The 21,423-nt window shown below is 36.8% G+C and carries 19 protein-coding genes; 9 read left to right on the top strand and 10 right to left on the bottom strand.

The genetic code is table 11. From position 1 onward, the window contains the following. Nucleotides 1-132 precede the first annotated feature (132 nt). The 5 genes from FY557_RS10770 to FY557_RS10750 form a co-directional block, all read right to left on the bottom strand. Nucleotides 133-720, bottom strand: coding sequence for a glycoside hydrolase family 19 protein (locus tag FY557_RS10770; RefSeq protein ID WP_149247261.1), 588 nt, complete (start codon nucleotides 718-720; stop codon nucleotides 133-135). A 504-nt stretch (nucleotides 721-1,224) separates the two neighbouring features. Next, nucleotides 1,225-1,902: an RluA family pseudouridine synthase gene (locus tag FY557_RS10765; RefSeq protein WP_149247260.1), complete on the bottom strand. Its 678-nt coding sequence runs from the start codon at nucleotides 1,900-1,902 to the stop codon at nucleotides 1,225-1,227. A 3-nt stretch (nucleotides 1,903-1,905) separates the two neighbouring features. Beyond that, a complete protein-coding gene (locus FY557_RS10760; protein ID WP_149247259.1) occupies nucleotides 1,906-2,232 on the bottom strand; it encodes a hypothetical protein in 327 nt (108 codons plus the stop codon). Nucleotides 2,233-2,235: 3 nt separating this feature from the next. Then, entirely contained in the window at nucleotides 2,236-3,051 is an 816-nt protein-coding gene (gene panB / locus FY557_RS10755) for a 3-methyl-2-oxobutanoate hydroxymethyltransferase (protein WP_149247258.1), read from the bottom strand. Nucleotides 3,052-3,113: 62 nt separating this feature from the next. Next, complete coding sequence (locus FY557_RS10750; RefSeq protein ID WP_149247257.1) at nucleotides 3,114-3,827, bottom strand: Crp/Fnr family transcriptional regulator; 714 nt, start codon at nucleotides 3,825-3,827, stop codon at nucleotides 3,114-3,116. An 89-nt stretch (nucleotides 3,828-3,916) separates the two neighbouring features. Here FY557_RS10750 and FY557_RS10745 point away from each other — a divergent pair, with 89 nt between their 5' ends. The 8 genes from FY557_RS10745 to FY557_RS10710 all read left to right on the top strand — a co-directional run bounded on the left by FY557_RS10745 (nucleotide 3,917) and on the right by FY557_RS10710 (nucleotide 12,821). Continuing rightward, nucleotides 3,917-6,292: a heavy metal translocating P-type ATPase gene (locus FY557_RS10745; RefSeq protein WP_149247256.1), complete on the top strand. Its 2,376-nt coding sequence runs from the start codon at nucleotides 3,917-3,919 to the stop codon at nucleotides 6,290-6,292. Nucleotides 6,293-6,401: 109 nt separating this feature from the next. After that, nucleotides 6,402-6,626: a cbb3-type cytochrome oxidase assembly protein CcoS gene (gene ccoS / locus FY557_RS10740; RefSeq protein ID WP_149247255.1), complete on the top strand. Its 225-nt coding sequence runs from the start codon at nucleotides 6,402-6,404 to the stop codon at nucleotides 6,624-6,626. Between the two features lie 5 nt (nucleotides 6,627-6,631). Next, the gene (ccoN, locus tag FY557_RS10735) at nucleotides 6,632-8,890 is read left to right on the top strand and encodes a cytochrome-c oxidase, cbb3-type subunit I (RefSeq protein ID WP_149247254.1); all 2,259 of its coding nucleotides are present in this window, start codon (nucleotides 6,632-6,634) and stop codon (nucleotides 8,888-8,890) included. Between the two features lie 17 nt (nucleotides 8,891-8,907). Then, a complete protein-coding gene (locus FY557_RS10730) occupies nucleotides 8,908-9,108 on the top strand; it encodes a CcoQ/FixQ family Cbb3-type cytochrome c oxidase assembly chaperone (RefSeq protein ID WP_146940745.1) in 201 nt (66 codons plus the stop codon). A 7-nt stretch (nucleotides 9,109-9,115) separates the two neighbouring features. Beyond that, a complete protein-coding gene (locus FY557_RS10725; protein WP_149247253.1) occupies nucleotides 9,116-9,997 on the top strand; it encodes a cbb3-type cytochrome c oxidase N-terminal domain-containing protein in 882 nt (293 codons plus the stop codon). 94 nt (nucleotides 9,998-10,091) lie between these two features. Continuing rightward, entirely contained in the window at nucleotides 10,092-11,546 is a 1,455-nt protein-coding gene (ccoG, locus tag FY557_RS10720; protein WP_149247252.1) for a cytochrome c oxidase accessory protein CcoG, read from the top strand. Nucleotides 11,547-11,610: 64 nt separating this feature from the next. Beyond that, nucleotides 11,611-12,063, top strand: a complete 453-nt coding sequence (locus FY557_RS10715; RefSeq protein WP_149247251.1) for a FixH family protein — start codon at nucleotides 11,611-11,613, stop codon at nucleotides 12,061-12,063. Further along, entirely contained in the window at nucleotides 12,054-12,821 is a 768-nt protein-coding gene (locus FY557_RS10710; protein WP_149247250.1) for a sulfite exporter TauE/SafE family protein, read from the top strand. Before FY557_RS10715 ends, FY557_RS10710 begins: the two co-directional genes overlap by 10 nt. 135 nt (nucleotides 12,822-12,956) lie before the next feature. On the opposite strand, the gene FY557_RS10705 is transcribed toward FY557_RS10710, so the two are convergent. The 5 genes from FY557_RS10705 to FY557_RS10685 all read right to left on the bottom strand — a co-directional run bounded on the left by FY557_RS10705 (nucleotide 12,957) and on the right by FY557_RS10685 (nucleotide 20,374). After that, a complete protein-coding gene (locus FY557_RS10705) occupies nucleotides 12,957-13,817 on the bottom strand; it encodes a thiopeptide-type bacteriocin biosynthesis protein (RefSeq protein ID WP_228451772.1) in 861 nt (286 codons plus the stop codon). After that, nucleotides 13,771-16,038 carry a lantibiotic dehydratase family protein gene (locus tag FY557_RS10700; RefSeq protein WP_149247248.1) on the bottom strand — a complete coding sequence of 756 codons (2,268 nt, stop codon included), beginning with the start codon at nucleotides 16,036-16,038 and terminating at the stop codon, nucleotides 13,771-13,773. The genes FY557_RS10705 and FY557_RS10700 overlap by 47 nt, the downstream gene beginning before the upstream one ends. A 1-nt stretch (nucleotide 16,039) precedes the next feature. After that, on the bottom strand, nucleotides 16,040-18,268 hold the full coding sequence (locus FY557_RS10695; RefSeq protein WP_185151703.1) for a CocE/NonD family hydrolase: 2,229 nt from the start codon (nucleotides 18,266-18,268) through the stop codon (nucleotides 16,040-16,042). A gap of 49 nt (nucleotides 18,269-18,317) precedes the next feature. Beyond that, the gene (locus tag FY557_RS10690) at nucleotides 18,318-18,509 is read right to left on the bottom strand and encodes a hypothetical protein (RefSeq protein ID WP_149247246.1); all 192 of its coding nucleotides are present in this window, start codon (nucleotides 18,507-18,509) and stop codon (nucleotides 18,318-18,320) included. Between the two features lie 137 nt (nucleotides 18,510-18,646). Beyond that, entirely contained in the window at nucleotides 18,647-20,374 is a 1,728-nt protein-coding gene (locus FY557_RS10685; protein WP_149247245.1) for a helix-turn-helix domain-containing protein, read from the bottom strand. Nucleotides 20,375-20,670: 296 nt separating this feature from the next. On the opposite strand from FY557_RS10685, the gene FY557_RS10680 reads away from it, so the two are divergent. After that, the gene (locus tag FY557_RS10680; RefSeq protein ID WP_149247244.1) at nucleotides 20,671-21,393 is read left to right on the top strand and encodes a hypothetical protein; all 723 of its coding nucleotides are present in this window, start codon (nucleotides 20,671-20,673) and stop codon (nucleotides 21,391-21,393) included. Nucleotides 21,394-21,423: the final 30 nt, after the last annotated feature.

Raw genomic sequence — 21,423 nt, 5'->3', positions numbered from 1 at the left:
CGGGCAAATTTTTTTTAAAGGATGATGATGAAAGATGGTGGCCGGATGATGGAGCTGGAAATTCAAGGCTATACAATTCAGACCAAAAAAAAGATTATCCGTTGAGATAATCTTTGTCACAAATGTCTTTTATTAAAGAAAATAAGTCAGTCCCGCTTTATAGCGGTTCAGCCGGTCCGGCAATCCGTTATAGCCTCCGTTGATGGCTTTGGTGATTTTCTTAAAAACCACAAGATTGTTTCCGCTATCGATGCTTTTGGTGATATCAATCTGATCGGCAAGATCGTTCAGTTTCCGGGCATTCCAGAACCATCCGGCACTTTCCGCTGCGTTTTCCAGTTGGGCATTGCTGCATTTGGTAACGTTTTTTCCGCCAAGAAGGGTTGGATTCGCAATAAAATCCGTGCCCAGTGATTTGGAAACCGCCTGGTAATTGGTTCTTCCGGTAATCTGAATGAGGCCGCGGCCTTTGAATTTTATTCCGTCGCCTTTCTGGGTATTTCCCAAATCTTTTCTGCCTTCATAAGCACTTCCGCTGGCCAGTTCTTCCGTGTAAAAAAGTCCGCCGCTTTCATGTCCGACCTGTGCCAGGAAATTAAGCATTCTCGAAGGTGTGTTGATGGAAAATTTATTGCACGTTTCGATTACATAAGGTAAAAACCTGGAAGCATAGTCTGATTTAGAGCAGGTGGCTTCTTTTAATTGTCCGAGTGTAAGCATGGTTTTTGTTTTAAAATTACTCCCGTAAAATTATTAAAAAAAGCAAAGCCCTGCCCGGGAAAATCCCGTCTTTTCAGTAGGTATTTATACGGATATATTTTACAATCAATACATTATGCATAGAGGCTGGAAGAGGCAAGCCGGATGCCGGAAGTTTTTGCTAACATCATAACGGAGTATGAAGCAGCAGACCGGCATTGTTTCTAATCAGTAAGAATAACTGTAGTTAAATGCTTATTTAACGTGAACCCGATGCTATTTATTTAAATATCAAATATTTAATAAATGAACCCATTCGAAGTTTCCGAATTATCGATTGAAGGTTTCATTTATAAAATTCTTGATACAATTTTTCTCTGCTGCATTGCAAAAATATCCGGACTGATGTTAATTTAGACACCTTTAATATAACTATATCGGGTTAAGGCCGACGTTACCGATAAGCATTTAATATCTTAGTAATCAAATATTTTTAACCCTTTATTATACCGTAATCATGTTAAGTTAATCTTCACAAGCCCTCCAGACGGCATCATTCTGCGGAACCGGTGCTGTGATTTCTATATTTTCTTTGGTCACGGGATGGATGAATTCCAGTTTCCGGGCGTGAAGGCTGATTCCGCCATCGGGATTTGAGCGAGGAGCCCCGTACTTCAGATCACCTTTAATAGGCACGCCGGTTTTGGATAACTGGGCCCGGATCTGATGATGCCTCCCTGTTTCAAGATCGATTTCCAGCAGAAGGTAATTCTCCAAAGCTTTAATCACCTGGTAGGTAAGAATCGCTTCTTTGGCACCGTCCGTGGCTTTCGGGAAAACAATGGCTTTATTGTTCTTTTCATTTTTCTTTAAGTAATGGACCAGCCTCTGGGTTTTGGGGACCATTTCCTTTGCTACTACCGCCCAGTATGTTTTTTTAATTTCGCGGTTTTTCACCATCTGTGTCAGACGTGATAATGCCTTGGACGTTTTAGCGTAAATAACCAACCCTGAAGTCGGCCGGTCGATCCGGTGAACCAGCCCGAGAAATACATTCCCCGGTTTTTCGTCCCTTTTTTTTATGAAATTCTTAATGGCTTCCAATAAGGATTCGTCGCCGGTTTTGTCCCCCTGTACTAGCTGTCCGACCTTTTTGTTGATCACCAGAAGATGGTTATCTTCGTATACAATCTGTTCCTCCATACGCTATTGACGATAACCTTGTCTGCCTGAAAATGTAAGAATAAGGCCTACAAAAACGGCAAGGGTTTTCAGAGATTCCATTCTTGAGCCTACCGGGATCAGTAATCCTCCCAGCACACAAACGGCTGCGGCCGCATACATTCCATAGACGAAATTCCTGTTCTTTAAGGAAGGAGCCTGCAGAAAGAAGCTGATTCCGATAAGAACGTAAAAAATTTTCCGTGATAATAAATTATTGATTTCCGGGGAAAAAAGATTGAACCATCCTACAACAAGGCAGAACAATGCGATGATGGAAATAACCCCCTGGGTTTGCTGTTGGTTTCTCATGAATTAATAACTTTCGCTTTCGTTAGGGAAATCCTGGCCTTTTACGTCTTTTACATACTGCGCTACGGCACCGGTGATTTCCGTATACAGATCCAGGTATCTTCTTAAAAATTTCGGGCTGAAGCCTTTATTCATCCCCACCATATCGTGATAGACCAGCACCTGGCCGTCACAATGGGCCCCGGCCCCGATTCCAATGGTAGGAATTGAAACCGCTTCCGTTACTTTTTTAGCTAAATCCGCAGGGATTTTTTCTAAAACCACGGCAAAGCATCCTAATTCTTCCAGCAGCTGTGCATCGGCAATCAGTTTTTCCGCTTCCGCCTCTTCTTTTGCTCTTACTTTATAGGTCCCGAATTTGTAAATCGACTGTGGGGTTAATCCCAAATGGCCCATCACCGGAATCCCTGCATTGATGATTTTCTTGATTGATTTTGAAATTTCCTTTCCACCTTCGATCTTTACAGCATGCGCACCGCCTTCCTTCATCATCCTTACTGCAGATTCCAGGGCCTTTTCAGGATTGCTCTGGTACGTTCCGAAAGGTAGGTCGGCCACCACCAATGCCCTGTCGGTTCCTCTCACCACACTTTGGGAATGGTAGATCATCTGGTCCAGGGTAATGGGCAGTGTCGTTTCAAAACCTGCCATTACATTCGCTGCAGAATCTCCGATCAGAACAGCATCAATTCCTCCTGCATCCACCATTTTCGCAGTGGTATAATCATATGCCGTAAGCATCGTTATTTTTTCCTTGTCGAATTTCATTTTACGCAAGGTTTCTGTGGTAACTTTTTTAATTTCAGAGTGAACAGACATAACGTATCTATTTTTTAAAAGTTAAAAAGTCGGCACTGAGCCGACTTAAAGTTTTTTATGATTTATAAAACTACGTGACCGAGTTTCATTAATTTGTCGTGGTTGAGAATTTTGATGTTCCGCCCGTCTACTTCGATGAGCTGGTCTCCTTTGAATTCGGAGATCAGGCGGATGGCACTTTCGGTAGCCGTACCGATAATGTTGGCAATTTCTTCTCTCGTTAAAGAAATTTTGATGAAGCCTTCCGGATCAACACCTAATTTCTGCTCGAGGAGCAGCAGGATTTCAGCCAGCCTTTCACGGACAGTCTTCTGCGCCAGGAAGGTAATGGTATTGGAAGATTCCCCCAATTCGTAGGCAATTTTCTGAAGCATTACAAAAGAAAGCTGAGGATCAACTTCCAGAAGATACATGAAAATGTCTGCCGGCAGAAAAGTAGCTTCAATATCCGTCATCGCTTCGGCCTTGGCCTGGAAGTTTTCACCGCAAAGCAAAGAGCGGTAACCGATGATATCGCCCTCTTTGATGAACCGTAAAATCTGGTCTTTTCCGAAAGCTCCCGATTTGGAAAGCTTGGCAGCCCCTTTTTCCAACACAAAAACGCCTTTCGGTGTTTCGCCGTCTTCGAAAATAGTTTCATGCTTCTGAAAAGAGAATTTCTTTTTACCGTTGATGTATTTCTCAAAATCGGCGCTGGAAAGCCTTTCCTTGAACGATTTATCACTAAAAACCCTGGCAAATCTCTCTTCAATTGCAATCTGTTGTTCCTGCGACATTCTATATGACATTTATCACAAAAATAGAACTTTTAAACTCGATAAACAAAAAAAATTGTTATAATTTTGTAGTTCAATAATTTATGGAGGTGAGCGAGAACTGTTTTCATTGTGGTCAGGGGATCGAAAAGGAAAGAATTCTGTTTGATGAAAAGACTTTCTGCTGCAACGGTTGCAAGTCGGTTTATGAAATTCTAAATACCAACAACTTAAGTAATTTTTACGAATTAAATAAACGGGCCGGGATCCGTCCGGACGAAAGCTCCTCACAGTTTGAATACCTGGACACCCAGGAAATTTTTGATAAGGTAACGGATTTTTCGGAAGGCGGCACCAGCCTGGTGACTTTCAAGATTCCCGTTATTCATTGTTCTTCATGTATCTGGCTGCTGGAAAGCCTGCATACCCTGAACAAAAATATCAAATATTCCCAGGTTAATTTTACAAGAAAGACCTTACAGATTTCTTTTAATCACAATGAATTAAAATTAAGCGAATTAGCTAGTTTTTTAACTAATTTAGGATATAAGCCTGTCATCAGCCTTGAAACAGCGGATAAAAACGTTGAAAATTTAGATAAATCCTTACTGGTAAAATTTGCCATTGCCGCATTTGCTTTCGGAAACGGGATGTTCCTGGCTTTTCCGGAATACATCGGCGGCGAAGATTACTGGATGGAGCATTACAAAGGGCTTTTCAGAGCTTTGATGTGTTTACTGGCGATTCCGGTGGTGGTGTATTCCGCATCGGATTATTATAAATCGGCCTGGTACGGTCTTAAAAACAGGATCGTAAATATCGATGTCCCGATTGTACTGGGAATCATTGTGCTTTTCGGACGAAGCCTGTACGAAGTGGCCACCAATTACGGTCCGGGCTATTTCGACACGCTGTGCGGACTTCTGTTCTTCATGCTGCTGGGTAAGATCTTCCAGAAAAGAACCTACAATGCGCTTTCATACGACCGGGATTACAAATCGTTTTACCCGATTGCCGTAACGAAAGTGGATTTTGAGGGAAAACAGGAAAACATCCTGCTTTCCGATGTAAAAGTCGGAGACCGGATATTAGTAAGAAACCAGGAAATCATTCCGGTAGATGCTATTCTGATCAATGGGGAAGGAAATATCGACAACAGTTTCATCACTGGGGAAAGCGAAAGCATCAGCAAGCAGCCGGGAGATAAGATCTTTGCCGGAGGAAAACAGATTGGCTCATCGCTGGAACTGGAAGTAATCAAGGATGTTGACCAAAGCTACCTGACTCAGCTGTGGAATAAAGAAGCCTTTAAAAAGCATGAAACAGGACTTGATACGCTGACGAATACCATCAGTAAATATTTCACGTTCATTATTTTAGGCATTGCGCTTGTTGCAGGAATTTACTGGGCGACCGTTGATCTCGAGAAAATGTTCCAAGTCATTTCAGCTATTCTGATTATTGCCTGTCCCTGTGCGCTTGCTTTGTCGGCTCCGTTTACGTTCGGACACATTATGAGGATTCTGGGCAGGAATAAATTCTATGTGAAGGATACCTTAACGATTGAAAAAATCGCAAAACTGGATACGATTGTTTTTGATAAAACAGGAACGATTACCCATCGTAAAAAATCGAATATCAGATTTGAAGGCACGGAGATTTCCGAATCTGATCTGTTGAATATCAAAACTTTATTAAAGAATTCCAATCATCCGCTTTCCAAGTCCCTGTATGAATTTATTGAAGTAAAGGATGAATATTTCCCGGCGGAGCATTTCAGAGAGATTTCAGGAAAAGGGTATGAAGCAAGTGTAAGAGGAAATGTTTACAAGATCGGTTCGGCAAAATATAACAATCAGGAATCCAAAAACCTTGAGACTGCCGTATATGTCAGTAAGAATAATCAGTTTTTGGGGAAATTCATTTTTAAAAATGAATACCGTGAGAACCTGAAAGACCTGTTCAGAAAGCTGACCCAATACAAAGTTTATATTCTAAGCGGCGACAATGCCTCAGAGGAAAGCCAACTGAAAGAGCTGATTCCGAATTATAAGGCGATGGCATTTAACCAAAACCCTGAAGATAAGCTGAACTACATTCAGAACCTTCAAAACCAGAAGATGAAAGTAGCTATGCTGGGTGATGGGCTAAATGACGCAGGCGCACTGAAACAGAGCAATGTAGGTATTGCAATTGCCGATGATTCCAATAGCTTTACCCCTTCATCGGATGTGATCATGAATGGGGAAAAGGTAGTGGAACTCGACCGGTACCTGAATGTGTGCAAAGGCTCGATCACGATTGTGAAAATCACATTTATAATTAGTTTTCTTTACAATATCGTTGGTTTAAGTTACGCGGTGACAGGACATATGCATCCTCTCTTTGCTGCGCTCATCATGCCCGCAAGTTCAATTACGGTAGTTTCCTTTACAACACTCTCCACCTGGATCCTGGGCAGAAAATATTTTAAAAAGCGGCCTTAAACATGCTTATTTAGACTGATTTTAAATTAGCTAAAAGCCGTATTTCGTGATGAAAGTCATTATTTTTCATTAAATTTGAACCCCGAAAATAGGTTAATTTTGTTGTCTAATGGATATTCTGTATTTAATGATCCTTTGCAGCGTTTCTTTGGCTGCTGTTTTCCTGGTTGTGTTTATCATATACGCAAGAAAAGGGCAGTTTGAGGATGATGAGTCCCCGGCTGTGAGAATTCTGTTCGACTCCGATGAAATCAAGGAAAAAGAAGAACCTAACAACAAAGAAAACACAAAAGAAAAAGGAGAAAATAATAAAATTGAAGATAAAAGTGAATAGTTGATATGGAAACACAAAAGTTTAGTTATGACAACAGTATTGTCCGGGCATTCCTCTATGCGACCGTAGCTTTCGGGATCATAGGGTTTTTATTCGGGCTTACGGCGGCATTAATGCTTTTCTATCCTGAGCTTCCGGAATTCTTTTTCGGGACTGATGATACTACCATTAAAAGTTTGGGTGGCGGTATCGACGGATTGATAAATACGCATGGTGCATTCGGATTCGGAAGGATCAGGATGTTGCACACGACCACTGTAATTTTTGCATTCGTAATGAATGTGGTTTATGTAGGGGTTTACTACTCTTTACAGAGATTATTAAAAACAAGAATGTACAGCGACACCTTATCATGGATCCATTTCTGGACATGGCAGATTATGATCCTGGTAACTTACGTTACATTCTTTATGGGAATTAATACTTCCAAAGAATATGCAGAGCATGAATGGCCGATTGATATTCTGATCGCCTTCTCATGGATTATTTTCGGAGCAAATATGTTCCTGACCATTGCAAAAAGAAGGGTAAGACACCTTTATGTGGCCATCTGGTTCTATGTAGGTACTTGGATTGCAGTAGCCATGCTGCACATCTTCAACAACCTGGAGGTTCCTCTGTCTTTTACAGGATGGAAATCGTATTCGGCTTATGCAGGGGTAAAAGACGCTATCGTACAATGGTGGTACGGACACAATGCCGTAGCATTCGTTCTTACGACACCGGTACTTGGTTTAATGTATTATTTCTTACCGAAAGCAGCAGACCGGCCGGTATTCTCTTATAAATTATCGATCATTCACTTCTGGTCATTAATCTTCGTATACATCTGGGCTGGTCCTCACCACCTTCAGTATACCGCTCTTCCGGCCTGGGCTCAGGCTGTAGGAACAGGGTTTTCGATCATGCTTATCGCACCGTCATGGGGAGGGATGCTGAACGGGCTTCTGACTTTAAGAGGTGCCTGGGATAAAGTAAGAGAAAATCCTATTCTTAAATTCTTCGTGGTAGCCGTAACGTGTTATGGAATGGCCACTTTTGAAGGTCCGCTTTTGGCAACAAAAAACATTAATAAAATCGGTCACTTCACCGATTGGGTAATCGGACACGTACACTTAGGTGCTCTTGGATGGAATGGTTTCATGGCATTCGGGGTAATCTATTACCTGATCCCGATCCTTTGGAGAACGAAATTATATTCTGTAAAACTGGCTAACTGGCATTTCTGGTTAGGAACATTGGGTATCATTTTCTATGCAGTACCGATGTATATTTCAGGTTTCACGCAGGGGTTGATGTGGAAACAGTTCAATCCGGACGGAACTTTGGTTTGGAAAAACTGGCTGGACACTGTAACGGCGATCATCCCTTACTTTAAAATGAGATTCGTAGGAGGATTGTTCTATCTTTCAGGAGCGATTTTAATGGTGGTGAACCTGGTAGCAACGGTGAGAAAAGGATCATTCCAGAAAGATGTACCGGCAGAAGCTCCGGCGTTAGCGAACATCAGCGGAAAACGTAAGGAGGGAGAAGGAACTCACCTTTGGCTGGAGAGAACTCCAGTATTGATGGGAATCCTATCTTTATTAACAATCTCAATCGGTAGTATGGTGGAAATTATCCCTACACTTTCCCTTAAGAAAAGTGTACCGACGATTTCAGCAGTAAAGCCATATTCTCCGCTTGAACTGGAAGGTAGGGATATTTATATCAGAGAAGGATGTAACGCCTGTCACTCCCAGATGGTAAGACCGTTCAGAGACGAGATCGTAAGATTCAACGGTAAGAACGGACAGTATTCCAAAGCAGGGGAATTCGTTTATGACAGACCTTTCCTTTGGGGATCAAAAAGAACCGGACCGGATTTGCATAGAGAAGGTGGTAAAAACCCAAGTTCTTGGCATTACAAACATATGTATAACCCAAGATCGACTTCTGCAGGTTCCATCATGCCACGTTATCCTTGGCTGATCGCTACTGATCTTGACCGGTCTAAAATGGTAGACAAGATGAAGCTGATGAAGAATGCTTTCGAAGTACCTTACACCAAAGCTGAAATTGACTCTGCTAATTCATGGGCTAACAACCAGGCTTCAAAAATCGTAAGAGATATTATGTCTGAGGCACCGGATTTGAAGCAGGCTTATGCAAAGAGACCTAAAGGAGAACTGGAGAAAAAAGAAGTGGTAGCACTGATCTCTTATCTTCAGAGACTAGGAACGGATATTAAGACCACGGAAATTAAAACAGCAAGTAATAACTAATATTAAAGGTTCACATCATGATTCCGCAGAATTTTAAAGACATCTTATCCAACACTGACAATGCTGGTTTTTACCAGACGTTGGCTCTGATTTTCTTTTTGCTGTTCTTCATCAGCCTGGTAATTTATGTTTTTAGCAAGCCTAAAAAATATTATAAGGAAGAAGAAGAAGCTCCTTTGCAGGATGATCAGGATGACGATTTTAATTTAAAAAATTAATTTTATTATGAAACAAAGAACACCGGTTGTTATAAACATCCTAATCATAGTAGTACTGTTAGTTATTTTTTACTATCTGTTTGTACAAAGTTATCAGTTCTTAAGCTCACCTTATTTCTGGGGAACCGTGATCATTGCCGGTATCCTGGCTTACATCCACGGAGCTATCGGAGACCTTGTTGAAAACAACAAGTTCAAAAAATTATCTCCTGAAGAAAAAGCAGCTTATTTAGCTGAGAAAAAAGTACCTTATTTAAAGAGACTATACGACGCAGCATTCAAAAAGCAGTCTGCCGCTGAGGAAAAAGATATCCTTATCGACCATGGTTTTGACGGAATCATGGAATTGGATAACCAATTGCCGAAGTGGTGGGTAGGCCTGTTCTATTTTGGGACCGTTTTTTGTATTCTGTATGTAGCAGCCTACTCCTTTACCGATTTCGCTCACCCGATCAACGAGTACGAGCAGGAATATAAAGAGCAGATTGCAGCAATTGATCTATATAACAAAACCCAGCCTCCTGTAACAATCGAAACAGCTAAATATTCAGCCGATAATATTGCAGAAGGTAAGGAATTGTTTAAAACCAACTGTGCATCTTGTCACAAGGAAGACGGTAGCGGCGGTATAGGCCCGAACCTTACCGACAAATACTGGATCAACCAGCCTGAGAAAACGTTATTTAAAAACGTCTTCCATATGGACTGGAACGGATCTCCTAATAATCCTGCGATGAGAGCCTTTGGTAAAAACGGAGAGGTTTCGGGAGCTGAAATTGAAAAAATTGCAGCTTATGTATACCATATCAACCAGGAATTACCTCCGGTAACAGAAGCTCAGGGCGGTGCAGCTCCTCAGGGACCTGAAGCGCATTGGGAAAAAGAATAATTTTAAATAAAAATTAAGCATATGAGAAACATAATTTGTTATTAGAATAAAAATAGTAACGAATTATGTTTTTCTTTTTTAAATACTATTGCAAATGTCAAACATAGAAGAAACAGAAGCACGCGGCGGACAGGGCCAGGTTCTGGACCCTGAAACTTACAGAGATTCTATAGGCACCATGGATCAGTCCGGGAAAAGGAAATGGGTATATCCTAGGAAACCCCGAGGAAAATTTACCAACTATAGACATATTGTAAGCTATATTTTATTATTGATTTATTTTGCGGTACCATTTATTAAAATTAATGGGAATCCGCTGATCTTATTTAATGTGATCGACAGGGAGTTCTTTATATTCGGACAACCCTTCTACCCTCAGGATTTTTTCATCCTTACTTTGGGAGCCATAGCATCTCTGATATTTATTATTGTATTCACGATTGCTTTCGGTAGAATTTTCTGCGGGTGGATCTGCCCTCAGACAATTTTCCTAGAAATGATTTTCCGTAAAATAGAATATGCGATCGAAGGAGACCGGAATAAGCAGATGAAGCTCGACCGACAGGAATGGAATACCGAAAAGATCTGGAAGAGAGGACTGAAATGGACGATTTACATTTTTATTTCTTTGATCATTACCCATTTTATGTTCATGTATATTGTGGGTTATAAGGAAGTAATCAGAATCGTATCTGAAGGACCATTCGCCCACCCTACCAATTTTATCGTAATGATTCTCCTTACGGCAGCCTTTTACTTTGTATTTGCCTGGTTCAGAGAGCAGGTATGTACTTTAGTCTGCCCATACGGAAGATTACAGGGCGTATTGATTGATAAAGACACGGTGAATGTATTCTATGATTTCAACAGAGGTGAAAACAGGGCAAAATGGAGAAAAGGTGAAGACCGGAAAGCTGTTGGTAAAGGAGATTGTATCGACTGCCATCAATGTGTTGTGGTCTGTCCTACCGGAATCGACATCAGAGACGGACAGCAGCTGGAATGTGTAAACTGTACGGCCTGTATTGATGCGTGTGATGAAGTCATGGAAAAAGTAGGATTGCCGAAAGGGCTGATCCGGTACGCTACCGAAAACGAGATCGAGAAACAGACTGAGTTTAAATTCTCAGGAAGAATGAAAGGGTTTGCAGTAATTCTTGTATTTTTGACAGCCTTTTTAGGATATCTCTTGTATAACAGAGGTGAGATGGAAGCTAAATTCATCAAGCCTGCAGGAAGCACTTTCTTTGTGAGAGACGGAAATATTACCAATACCTACAACTATACTTTCCTTAATAAAACGAATGATAAGAAAACAGTAACTATTAAAGTTATTGAACCGAAGCATGGAGAGGTAATCTACAGCGGGTCAAGCAAAATTTCTGTAGAAAGAGATAAAATCACCAAAGGGACAGTAAATATCAGTTTCCCTGAAAGTGAGATGAATCTTTCCAAACAGAATATCACTATTGGAGTTTATGATTTGAACGGCAAGCTGATTGACTCTTACCAGACTTACTTTGAAGGACCTTTTAAATTACAATTTTAACTATCAGATATCCTCACGATCTAATGATTGGTCGTGAGGCTTTTTTACAACAATACAGAAAGAAATGAAAAATTTTAGTTGGGGGCATGGCGTATTCATCGCATTAGCAGCATTTATTATATTTATTTTGTCGATGTTGTTTCTTTTCCCGAACGGACAGAAAAATTCTGAAATGGTAACGGATAATTACTATGAGGAAGAACTGAAATACCAGGATGTCATCGATGCTAAGAAGAGAGCTGATAAGCTTCAGGAAAAACCGGTATATAGCCAGGATAAAGCAGGTATTAAAATTACTTTTCCACAAGATTACAACAACTCCAATACTACGGTAAAATTTGTATTAAACAGAACCGATGACCAAAATCTCGACGTTCATAAAGCCGTACAGCTGGATGCCAACCGATCTTTTATCATTCCTTCCCAGGTTTTGAAAATGGGAAATTATACGTTGCGATTAAGCTGGACCAAAGATAAGACCGACTACCGAATCGATTATGATGTGATATGGAAATAGCACTTATTGTATCGGCTATTGGATTAGGTTTCGCTTCAGGATTCCACTGTGTGGGAATGTGCGGGCCAATTGCGCTTTCGATGGGATTAACGAAGAAACAGGCCACGAACTATTATCTTCAGAACCTGACGTACCAATTCGGAAGGATCTTTACGTATTCTCTTTTGGGAGCAATCCTGGGAATTATCGGCGAAGGATTTGAAATGGCCGGGTTTCAAAAATACCTTACCATTGCGGTAGGAATTTTATTGATTGTCATGGCGCTGTTTTCCTTTGGCGGTAAAGATTTTGCCTCGAAGATTCCTTTTATTTCTAAATTTTTATTTAAAGTAAAATCGAATCTCGGAAAATTGCTTCAGAAAGCAGATTACCGTTCCAGATTTACCACTGGTCTACTGAACGGATTCTTACCCTGCGGAATGGTCTATATGGCTCTAACCGCAAGCCTTGCAAGCGGAGGAATATGGCAGGGAGCATCATATATGGCTTTATTCGGATTGGGAACCCTTCCGTTTATGTTTGCCGTTGTTTTGGTGGGAAACCTGATGAATCAGGCTTTCCGGGTAAAAGTCTTGAAAGCCATCCCGGTTGTCATGATTATTTTAGGAGGACTGTTTATTGTCAGAGGTTTAGAATTGGGCATTCCTTACATTTCCCCCAGAGCAGAAGCCATGACGGTTTCTAAAGATAATCAGGGCGACTGCCATTTGCCGGGAGATCACAGCTCGCATGAGCATAGTAAGGTGAATTGTCATTAGACTCCTCAGATAGAATTTAACAAAATATGATAAACAAAACCGCCGGAAGTTTCCGGCGGTTTTGTTTTTTATAATTTTAAATGTTGCGTGATTCCTTTTGTCTCTATCCTGTTAAATCGAGAGAACTTTTGAATATTAATATAACGATTGATGAACATCATAAAATGCAACTGATTTATAATATCTCAGCAAATAATCATAAATGATCATCTCAAACAGTCTCTGATTAGAAATAAAAATCCTGTTGATATTCATATGGAATATACTCTGAAAAAGATCTGATAAAATAATTCCTAAAGATTGATTTGCATTATGATTAATAATATTACATAAAGCCATACAGCTGTCTGCAATGTTAGCTGTGATTACATTTCTATCTTCTGAAAATTCATCTGAAGTTAAGAAATCCGAATATTTGGGTTTAAAGTTCCTGTATTTTTTATCCAGCTGGGAATTAAGTTTTTTATCTGCATTAAATTCTCTTTTAAAGGCTTCACTAAAATTTCTGATCCATTCCAGTTTTTCGTGAACAGACAGGTTAATTTTATTTAGTATCTGATCAATCAGAAACAAACTCACGATAATCTTTTCTTCATCATTATAATGCAAACATTGCAGGGTGAGCTTAGCGTTACTGTGAAACAATGTTTCGGCATCTTCTATGGTATTTTCTCCATAACGTTCAATCTCCCTTTTGTAAGAATCTATGACAATGTCTGATATCTCTCCGCTTTCTGTAAAACTTTGAAGAGAAGCAGTGACACTTTTTAAAACTTCATTATAATTTTCTGTGTCTGTTAGCAAAAATCTTATTCTAAGATGGGGTTTCGGATCGTTGTAACGAATGAAAAACCATTTGAATATATAATTTTTTTCTTCTAAAAACAGTACTACGCTTCCTATCGATTCTTCTAAAATAAGATCAGCAGTTTTTATCCCGGTGTAAATTTTAAGATATAACCATTCGCTTCCCGGATCGAATTTTCTTTTCATCATTATTTAGTGCTTTTATTTTGTACATAGGAAAAATGAATTCACGTTTATAAGCATCATTTTCATTGTACAAAAATTCTTCTATTATAATTGTCTTTTCTTTTTTTACGGTTTGTAAAAAAAGGGATGCCATATCATAGTTTTCCAGATTAACAGGTAAAGTATTGTCTGATTTCACCAATTGAATCCAAACAGGAATTTTCCTTTTCAGTCTCCACGCTCTCAGTTCTGAAATTAAACGATTCTTGTTTACATGTTTTTCAGATAAAAAAGCAAGGTCTTTTTCTGTTATATTCCAATACGCTTTTGATAAAATTATATTCTTATATTCAACCCGCGGCAGAAATTTATAAATATTATCTAGACCACCCCAGTTGAAATACAGCCCCCATCTAATATCTTGAAATTGGAGATCAGCCAAAAAATGATAGACCGGTAAAGTGTTGGCAGAATAATTATGGGCATTGGTAAGATATGGCTTAATTTCCCTATTTAATTTCCTTGACCGTAATACAACTCTGTTATTTTTCACGGAAATAAGCAGATCATCTACGGGTATTTGATGATCAGCTGATAAAACTGATTGTGCAAGAAAGGGAATCTCGTATTTCCTTAAGGTCGGCCTTCTTGCAATATTTCCTATTCTTGCTTCCGGAAGGTGAATAATTTCAGCAAGAATATATTCGCTATAAAATTCTTCTTCTTTATTTGCTATGATTTGTGCTAAATCTCTGACTTTCAATTTTTCTGAACTAAATCTTCCTAAAAGATTGGCCGCACTTCTTCCCGTACTGCCGCTCAGTATCATCTTTTCCTCACCATGATCTGAAATAATTTCAGCCATAAAAGAAATTGTTCCGGGAAGATCATCCCAGTTCTCGTCATTGGTATCTTTAAAATCTTCATCCGAAAGCTCAATTGTATATTGCTGCTCTAATAAGGCTTCCTGTAATTTTTCATTTAGTATTCCGTGAATAGAATTGAATGTCAACTGTAAATTTTGTTTTTTTCCGGAACCCTGAAACTTTAGATCTTCCAGATAAGGATGAATTCCCTTTGCCGAATTATTTTGAAGATATCCGACCCCAATCTCGGTATCAAGAGCATTTAACAAAGGGACTTCCTGAGTTTCAAACCTTTCTAAAAATGCTTTTTTAAATTGCTCAAGCTGAGTTTCTTTTTGTGGTAACGTTATTTTATTCAGAAAGCAAATTCCTTTCTTTAATTCTTTTTTCCAGGCTGGGGCTAATGTGAACTCAGCCCCACGATAAAGATCTGTCTGAAACAAATATTTCTGCTCATAATCTATTGTAAAAGAACGGATCAGTTCTTCAATTTCTGTATAAAGAGAAATGGGATTTCCTATAATACGATCAATCTCTTCAAGCTTTTTTTTAGTTGATGTTAAAATCTGTACTTCATGTTCTGCATTTATTTTATTAAGAACAGAAAGTATAATGTCGAAGAAATCGGTTCCGGACACATTAGGCTCCAGCTCACTTACAAGAACCTGATTATCGATTAGCTCTTCAATGAATTCCTCAGCTTCTTCTTTTGTTATTTCTTTATTGATCAGTATCTGTGCAATTTGCTGCATGGTTTTCCCCTTCCGGGAAAAATCCAATACCTGCTGCAGTTCTTCGGAAAGCGGTGCAGATGAAATAAGGTATTCTCTTTTCCCGGTCTTATACTGAAATTCTATATAGCGGATTTTGCGGCCCACTTTATAAATACTATTGTTCGGATAAAATGTAAGCCTGTTCCTGAGCTGCGGACTTTTCTCAAAATGCCGAGCAAGGGAAACAAGAAAATGCATATCCAGCTTGGTATCACGTATCAGGCTACTCATTGATACTGCATTATTATCCTTATTGAAAGGTCTTGATTTTTCTGGGACAAACTGTCCTAAGCCTACTCCGGAAAACAAGCCGAATGGTGTACAGCGCGTGCTCATCCGGCTGTAATATTTCAGTATTGTATTTTTTAATTTTTCAAAATCTTTTGATCCAGATTCTTTCTGTAAAGTAAGCCATTTGTTTACTTCACCATAAAGATTAGGTGAAGCCAGATAAAGAGCTTCCAGAAATATAGGATCGGAACAAATTTCTTTTAGTTTACTTTTTGAAATTTCCAAATTACTAAAGATTTTCTGAAAATCTTTGCATGAAAATAAAGGAGTACGGACAGCGAACTCTTCAAAAAATTGATAAGGAAACTGGGACATTTTAATTTTGCATTACGGGAATTTCTATATAGCTGTCATTATACCATTTTATTTCCAAAGGTTCTTTGGCATCTGCTATGGTTTCTTCACTTACATCTTTTCCTGTGCCGTAGTTGATTTGTGTATCTGCACTCTTTCTAATGCCTAAAACCACAATAATTCTACTTCCTTTTTCTACTTTTCTGCTGGTGAAAAAAGTATTTTTTATCGGAATATTTTCTACAACATTTGGTCGTAACAAATTTCTCTTAGTATTATCTTTTGCATAGCTTGCCCGTGCAAAAGATTCATGTGATAATTTTAGATATTTACCCGAAGATAATTTTTCGTAAACAGTTAAAATAAGATCCATATCTTTTTTATTAATAGCTGTCTTTAAATTCCCTGTAAAACTACCGTTTATTTCAAAAGAGTTTTCAAAAACATCACTCTCGAAAACCAGTCTGTCTTTTAAATATTCCGGAGATATCTTATCGTTAAATACTTTTTCATCATTAAAACTTCGTAAAGTGTCTGCTCTATCTGAAAAACTTACCATTTGAGAAATATAATCCAACTTAGGCTCTGTTTCTTCAAGTTTTGTTTTATTTAAAAACAATTTTAAATTTCCGTTACTTATTTGATCAATTTTAGAAGCACTTTTCCATTGATTCGAGCCCATAACCTGATAATTTACTTTATCCTTTAAAAATTTCGGCTTTTTCTTTTCCTTCAAAATATAATCAAACCATTGAAAAGAAATTTCTTCAATATTAATTTTTGCAACAGAATCAATTTTATATCCATTATATTCTTCATTTATTCCTGATATGACCCCACTATGTCCATAAGGGCCAATCACTAAGTAATGATTTGCATTCTTGTTATATTTGTGATGTTCATCGTAATAGTACATAGCACCTCTTTGGTCAGCATCATAATAACCTGTTAATGTTAAAACAGGAATATTAATTTTTGCAAAGTCTCTTTTATAAGGCATTTTAGACCGCCAATATTCATCAAAAGACGGATGCTTTAACCATTTCTGGAAAATAACATTGGTTTTTCCATATATACTATCTAATTTATTAAATGCAGTTCCATTCTTGTAATAAGAATTGTACACAGAAAGCCATTTTTTCTCATCATTGAAAATTTCATAATGTGTTTTCTTATCTACATAACTTAGCCAACGTAACATATAAGGACTAAAACAATTATTATACATAGGAAAATCAACTCCGAAGCCTACTGAAGCCGAAGGAATTATTGTTTTTAAAGCGGGGTGAAGATTTTTTGCCGCAGCCCATTGGCTAAAACCATCGTAGCTTCCTCCAATCATTCCAACTTTGCCATCACTCCAGGATTGTTTTGTAATCCAATCAATTACTTCATTTACATCTTCTATTTCAAATTCAAAGGGTGTAATTTGATCATGACTTAAATAAACTCCCCTGCTATAAGCATTGACGATTGCGTATCCTCTCAAAGAGTTGAGCTTTTCATTATTGTTCAACCTTCTTCTGTTATAGATACTAAAGTTGAGTATTGTCGGAACTTTATTTTCTCCTTTTTTATATCTTAAAAAGCCTAATGAAATCTCATTTCCACTTTTTGTTTTTATAATGACACTATCATTTATTGCATATTCTTCCCGATCCACTTTTTCTATTAAGGGAAGTGCAATATGATTGGTTTCTTTTGCAATAATATAAGAAATATAATAACGGCAGAGCTTCACTGCATTAGCCTCGGAAATACTGTCATTTACAACATCGGTTTTTATAAATTTAAGTATGTCATTTTTCAATGCTTCTTCTGTATATCTGAAAAAATCGCCTAAATAAATTTTAGACTTATCTGATATGGAGTTTATTTTTCTATTAAATGTATTCTCAAATTTATCTCGGTAAGATTTATTTTCAGAACTTAATTTAGATAATGCATATAGTTCAAACTGTATTCCAATGATCTCTTGATAGTCTAAACCTTTGTATTTAGGAAAGCCTTTTAATTCATTTAAATAAAATAGTCCTTTTTTATAATCTCCATTTAGGATATAAAGCCGAAATATATTATCATTAAATTTAATTTTATCACCATTTTTATAGATTCTTAAGATTTCGACATTTAACTTTTTTATATTATCATTAATAGAACTGTTCTCTATATTTCCAGGAAATTTAAAGTAATAATTTTGTGATTGAAAATTTAATGAAAATAACACTAAAATTAATAGTGTTATTTTCATTAATAAAAAATTAATCTGAGTTTTCATAGTGTCAGGTTAGGCTATGCGATTAAGGAGCAACTGTAACTCCATCATCAAGACCAACAGTTCCTTTTACAGGTTTAGTAGGAGGACAATTTTTACTTGTAGTATCTCCATTCGTTCCACCATCATTTCCATCGCCACCTCTTATCAGATTTAATTTAGTTAGCTGTAATTTTTTTAAAGATAGTTTTTTTTCAATGTCGGTTTCTTTTCTCATTTTGATCTATTTTTCTTAGTATTTAATTGCAAGGCAAAGTAACTCCTTTTGTTCGGGCTATCAAAAATTCGTATCTCGAAATTGGTAAATTCCGAGATGAAATTTAGTTTAATTTATTGTTTTTCAAATATTTAAAATCAATCCTGTTCCTGCAATAATTTTATATAATAAGAAGGCAAGGTACCTGTTATTTTCCTGAAAGCATTGGAAAAAGATTCTGAATTATTATAGCCTATTTCATCCGCTATTGCTGCTATCGTATATTTTCTCAGTCTTTCATTATTATTTAATTCTTCTACGATATGATTAATCCGTAACTCATTTAAATATTGTGAAAAGTTTTTCCCTTTAAGCTCATTCACCAACTTCGAAAGATAATCCCGATTTGTTCCCAAATCTTTTGCTAAGCCATCCACAGTAATATTTTTTTGTAAAAAGTCTCTGTTACTTTCAAAGCGCTCTAATTTTGTTTTTATATCCTGCAACTTTTTATCCGGTATACTTTTAACTTTTTCCTCTTTAAAATTATCTTCTTCTATAACTTTATGACTTGGAACAGTCAAAACTATCGACACCTCTTTGGATTTTTCCAGTAATAACTCTGCCTGTTTTTTATATTCTTTTATTTTCTTTTTATTTTTTATATACATATATGCTAAAACAGAAATAATTAGAAAACCAATTCCTAAACACCAATACAATAAAAAATTCTTATTGCTTAATTCATTGATTAATTTTTCTTTCTTCTCCAACAATATAGGCGTATCATATTTTTTGTAAATTTCTTTTGAAAGATATTGTTTACTATTATTGATTATACTATCTGCATAAAATAATTTATCAATATACTGCAGCTGTTTTTCTTTATCGCCGGTTTTTTTATAATAATCTATTAAGACTTCATATCCGTCACGGGTGATGGGATAAAAGTCTTTTGACAGTACTAAAACCGAATCTGCTTTAATAAAATATTTTACGGCAATTTCTTCCTTATGAATATCATAATTAATCTTCCCCAAAAAATAATAAGTGATCGCCAGATTTCCATAGTCATTATTTTTGACGAAACTTTTTTCCGCCTCTAAATGGCTATCAGAAGCCTTTTTATAGTTTTTTAAATAATAATTGGCAATCCCTGTGGCAGATATAAAGTAAGGATAATGGGTATAGTCCTTAAATCTGTTACATTCTTTGATCCCAATATTAATATAAATCTGAGCATTTTTATATTGTTTGTTTTTGCTATAGCCATTTGCCAGAGAAAATATAGATCCAATATAACTTTTAATATCCTTGTCTTTTGTATTTACTTTTTGCTTCTGATAGTTATAATATTCTAAAAAAAGAGGAAGTGCCTCTTTATTTTCATCAGTGGCTGTTTTTAGAATTCCTAAAAGCTTTTTGATATAATAAAACTGATCCGGATTTTTGTTTTTAGATAATTTTTGAGCAGCAATATAATAATCTAATGCCTCATTATATTTCCAATCATAATTAAACAAAATACCTTTTATAATATATGCTTTTGCAGGATACTCTTTTGTATCTATATTTCTCGTGATATTGAGTAACGTATCTGCATAAGGATGTCCATTTTCAGATTTTAGTCCTTTAACATGTGCTGTTTTATAATATCCCTCATATATAAGATCATTATTCTTCTCCTTCTTTCCTTTGCTGAGAATCGTATTTGCATATAATTCAGCCTTGCTGTTGTCTATTCTAAATACCTTGTCATAAGACTTCTTTAGCTGCTCGAAGTTTTTGCTTTTTAAAGAGTCCGGAATATGAAAACCTTTTATACTTTGCGAGAAATATAAGCTTTGGCAAAAAGCCAATAGAAAAGTGAGATATAATCTGTGCATAACTTGAGATGCAAAATTACAAATTTTCAAGCTTTATTTTCATAAAAAAGAGAATTATACTAAACATTGATTTTCAGCATTTTGAATATCCAAATTGATCAATCTCGAATTGTGGCTATTCGAAATTGATCAATTTAGAGAAGCCTTGTTTGCAAAATTTATTGAATCACTACATCTTTGCGAAAGGTAAAAACACAAATGTTTGTTTTGTTGTGCGCACTTCAAAACTTACCAAAGATCCCATGTCAGGGTTTATATGACAAAAATTAATTAAAAATTTTAAAAATTAAATTATTATGAAAAATTTATTTAAGTTAATCTGTATTATTGCATTAGCCTATAGTAGTTTTGGCTTTGCTCAAAATTATGTTAATAAGGATGCGAAGGAATTATTAGAATCAACTAGGGATGCCACATCTAAAAAGCGAAGATTATTATTTTGCACTACAATTTCGTGTTGTTCAGTTGGCGCATTTGGAATTGAAATTTGGTCAGATAAAGAATGTCATTATATTGTTACAGGCAAAAGAGTAGCCGTTGTAAATTTAAAAAATAATGATGGTTCTGATTTTACAGGATCTGAAATTGAAGTTAAAGAAGACATTACTCTTATAGATAAAGACAATAGCCTAGAAGCAGATGGACAGGAATCTGTGATGAAAGCTGGTTTATATAAAGTGATAGATGGTGAAGTTGCTTTCGAACCAACTGTCCAAAGGATAAGAATAAAAAAAATCTGTTATGAAGAAACACATGAAGGTACTATCTTTGGACATCATTATAGTTATAGTACAAGTATTTGTTTGTATTATCCTTCTTTTAGCCATCAAGTGAAAAATATTCAGGGAGGCTATGCCGTAATTAATTTAACTGATGATGCAATAAAATTAGCCGAAAAGAATGATAACATATTAGTTTTTGATAAAGATATTATTTTAGGCAATGAATATATAATTACTGCAGGAAAATATAATGTAGATAATGGTAAAATATATACAAAAAACGTACAATTAAAATAAATTATGAAAAAAAAAGTTCTAATAATTGTC

It is taken from the genome of Chryseobacterium sp. SN22 (genome assembly GCF_008329705.1).
Taxonomy (GTDB): Bacteria; Bacteroidota; Bacteroidia; order Flavobacteriales; family Weeksellaceae; genus Chryseobacterium.
The sequence above is the reverse complement of the archived record's forward strand: the minus strand, read 5'-3'. Positions and strand labels throughout refer to the sequence as shown.

Excerpts from the sequence above, each read along its gene's own strand:
- FY557_RS10715 (WP_149247251.1), top strand. The coding sequence starts at position 11,611 with ATGAAAAATTTTAGTTGGGGGCATGGCGTATTCATCGCATTAGCAGCA.
- FY557_RS10685 (WP_149247245.1), bottom strand. The coding sequence starts at position 20,374 with ATGCACAGATTATATCTCACTTTTCTATTGGCTTTTTGCCAAAGCTTA.
- FY557_RS10705 (WP_228451772.1), bottom strand. The coding sequence starts at position 13,817 with ATGATGAAAAGAAAATTCGATCCGGGAAGCGAATGGTTATATCTTAAA.
- ccoN (WP_149247254.1), top strand. The coding sequence starts at position 6,632 with ATGGAAACACAAAAGTTTAGTTATGACAACAGTATTGTCCGGGCATTC.
- panB (WP_149247258.1), bottom strand. The coding sequence starts at position 3,051 with ATGTCTGTTCACTCTGAAATTAAAAAAGTTACCACAGAAACCTTGCGT.
- FY557_RS10750 (WP_149247257.1), bottom strand. The coding sequence starts at position 3,827 with ATGTCGCAGGAACAACAGATTGCAATTGAAGAGAGATTTGCCAGGGTT.
- FY557_RS10765 (WP_149247260.1), bottom strand. The coding sequence starts at position 1,902 with ATGGAGGAACAGATTGTATACGAAGATAACCATCTTCTGGTGATCAAC.
- FY557_RS10770 (WP_149247261.1), bottom strand. The coding sequence starts at position 720 with ATGCTTACACTCGGACAATTAAAAGAAGCCACCTGCTCTAAATCAGAC.
- FY557_RS10760 (WP_149247259.1), bottom strand. The coding sequence starts at position 2,232 with ATGAGAAACCAACAGCAAACCCAGGGGGTTATTTCCATCATCGCATTG.
- FY557_RS10680 (WP_149247244.1), top strand. The coding sequence starts at position 20,671 with ATGAAAAATTTATTTAAGTTAATCTGTATTATTGCATTAGCCTATAGT.
- FY557_RS10730 (WP_146940745.1), top strand. The coding sequence starts at position 8,908 with ATGATTCCGCAGAATTTTAAAGACATCTTATCCAACACTGACAATGCT.
- FY557_RS10690 (WP_149247246.1), bottom strand. The coding sequence starts at position 18,509 with ATGAGAAAAGAAACCGACATTGAAAAAAAACTATCTTTAAAAAAATTA.
- FY557_RS10700 (WP_149247248.1), bottom strand. The coding sequence starts at position 16,038 with ATGTCCCAGTTTCCTTATCAATTTTTTGAAGAGTTCGCTGTCCGTACT.
- FY557_RS10710 (WP_149247250.1), top strand. The coding sequence starts at position 12,054 with ATGGAAATAGCACTTATTGTATCGGCTATTGGATTAGGTTTCGCTTCA.
- FY557_RS10725 (WP_149247253.1), top strand. The coding sequence starts at position 9,116 with ATGAAACAAAGAACACCGGTTGTTATAAACATCCTAATCATAGTAGTA.
- ccoS (WP_149247255.1), top strand. The coding sequence starts at position 6,402 with ATGGATATTCTGTATTTAATGATCCTTTGCAGCGTTTCTTTGGCTGCT.
- ccoG (WP_149247252.1), top strand. The coding sequence starts at position 10,092 with ATGTCAAACATAGAAGAAACAGAAGCACGCGGCGGACAGGGCCAGGTT.
- FY557_RS10695 (WP_185151703.1), bottom strand. The coding sequence starts at position 18,268 with ATGAAAATAACACTATTAATTTTAGTGTTATTTTCATTAAATTTTCAA.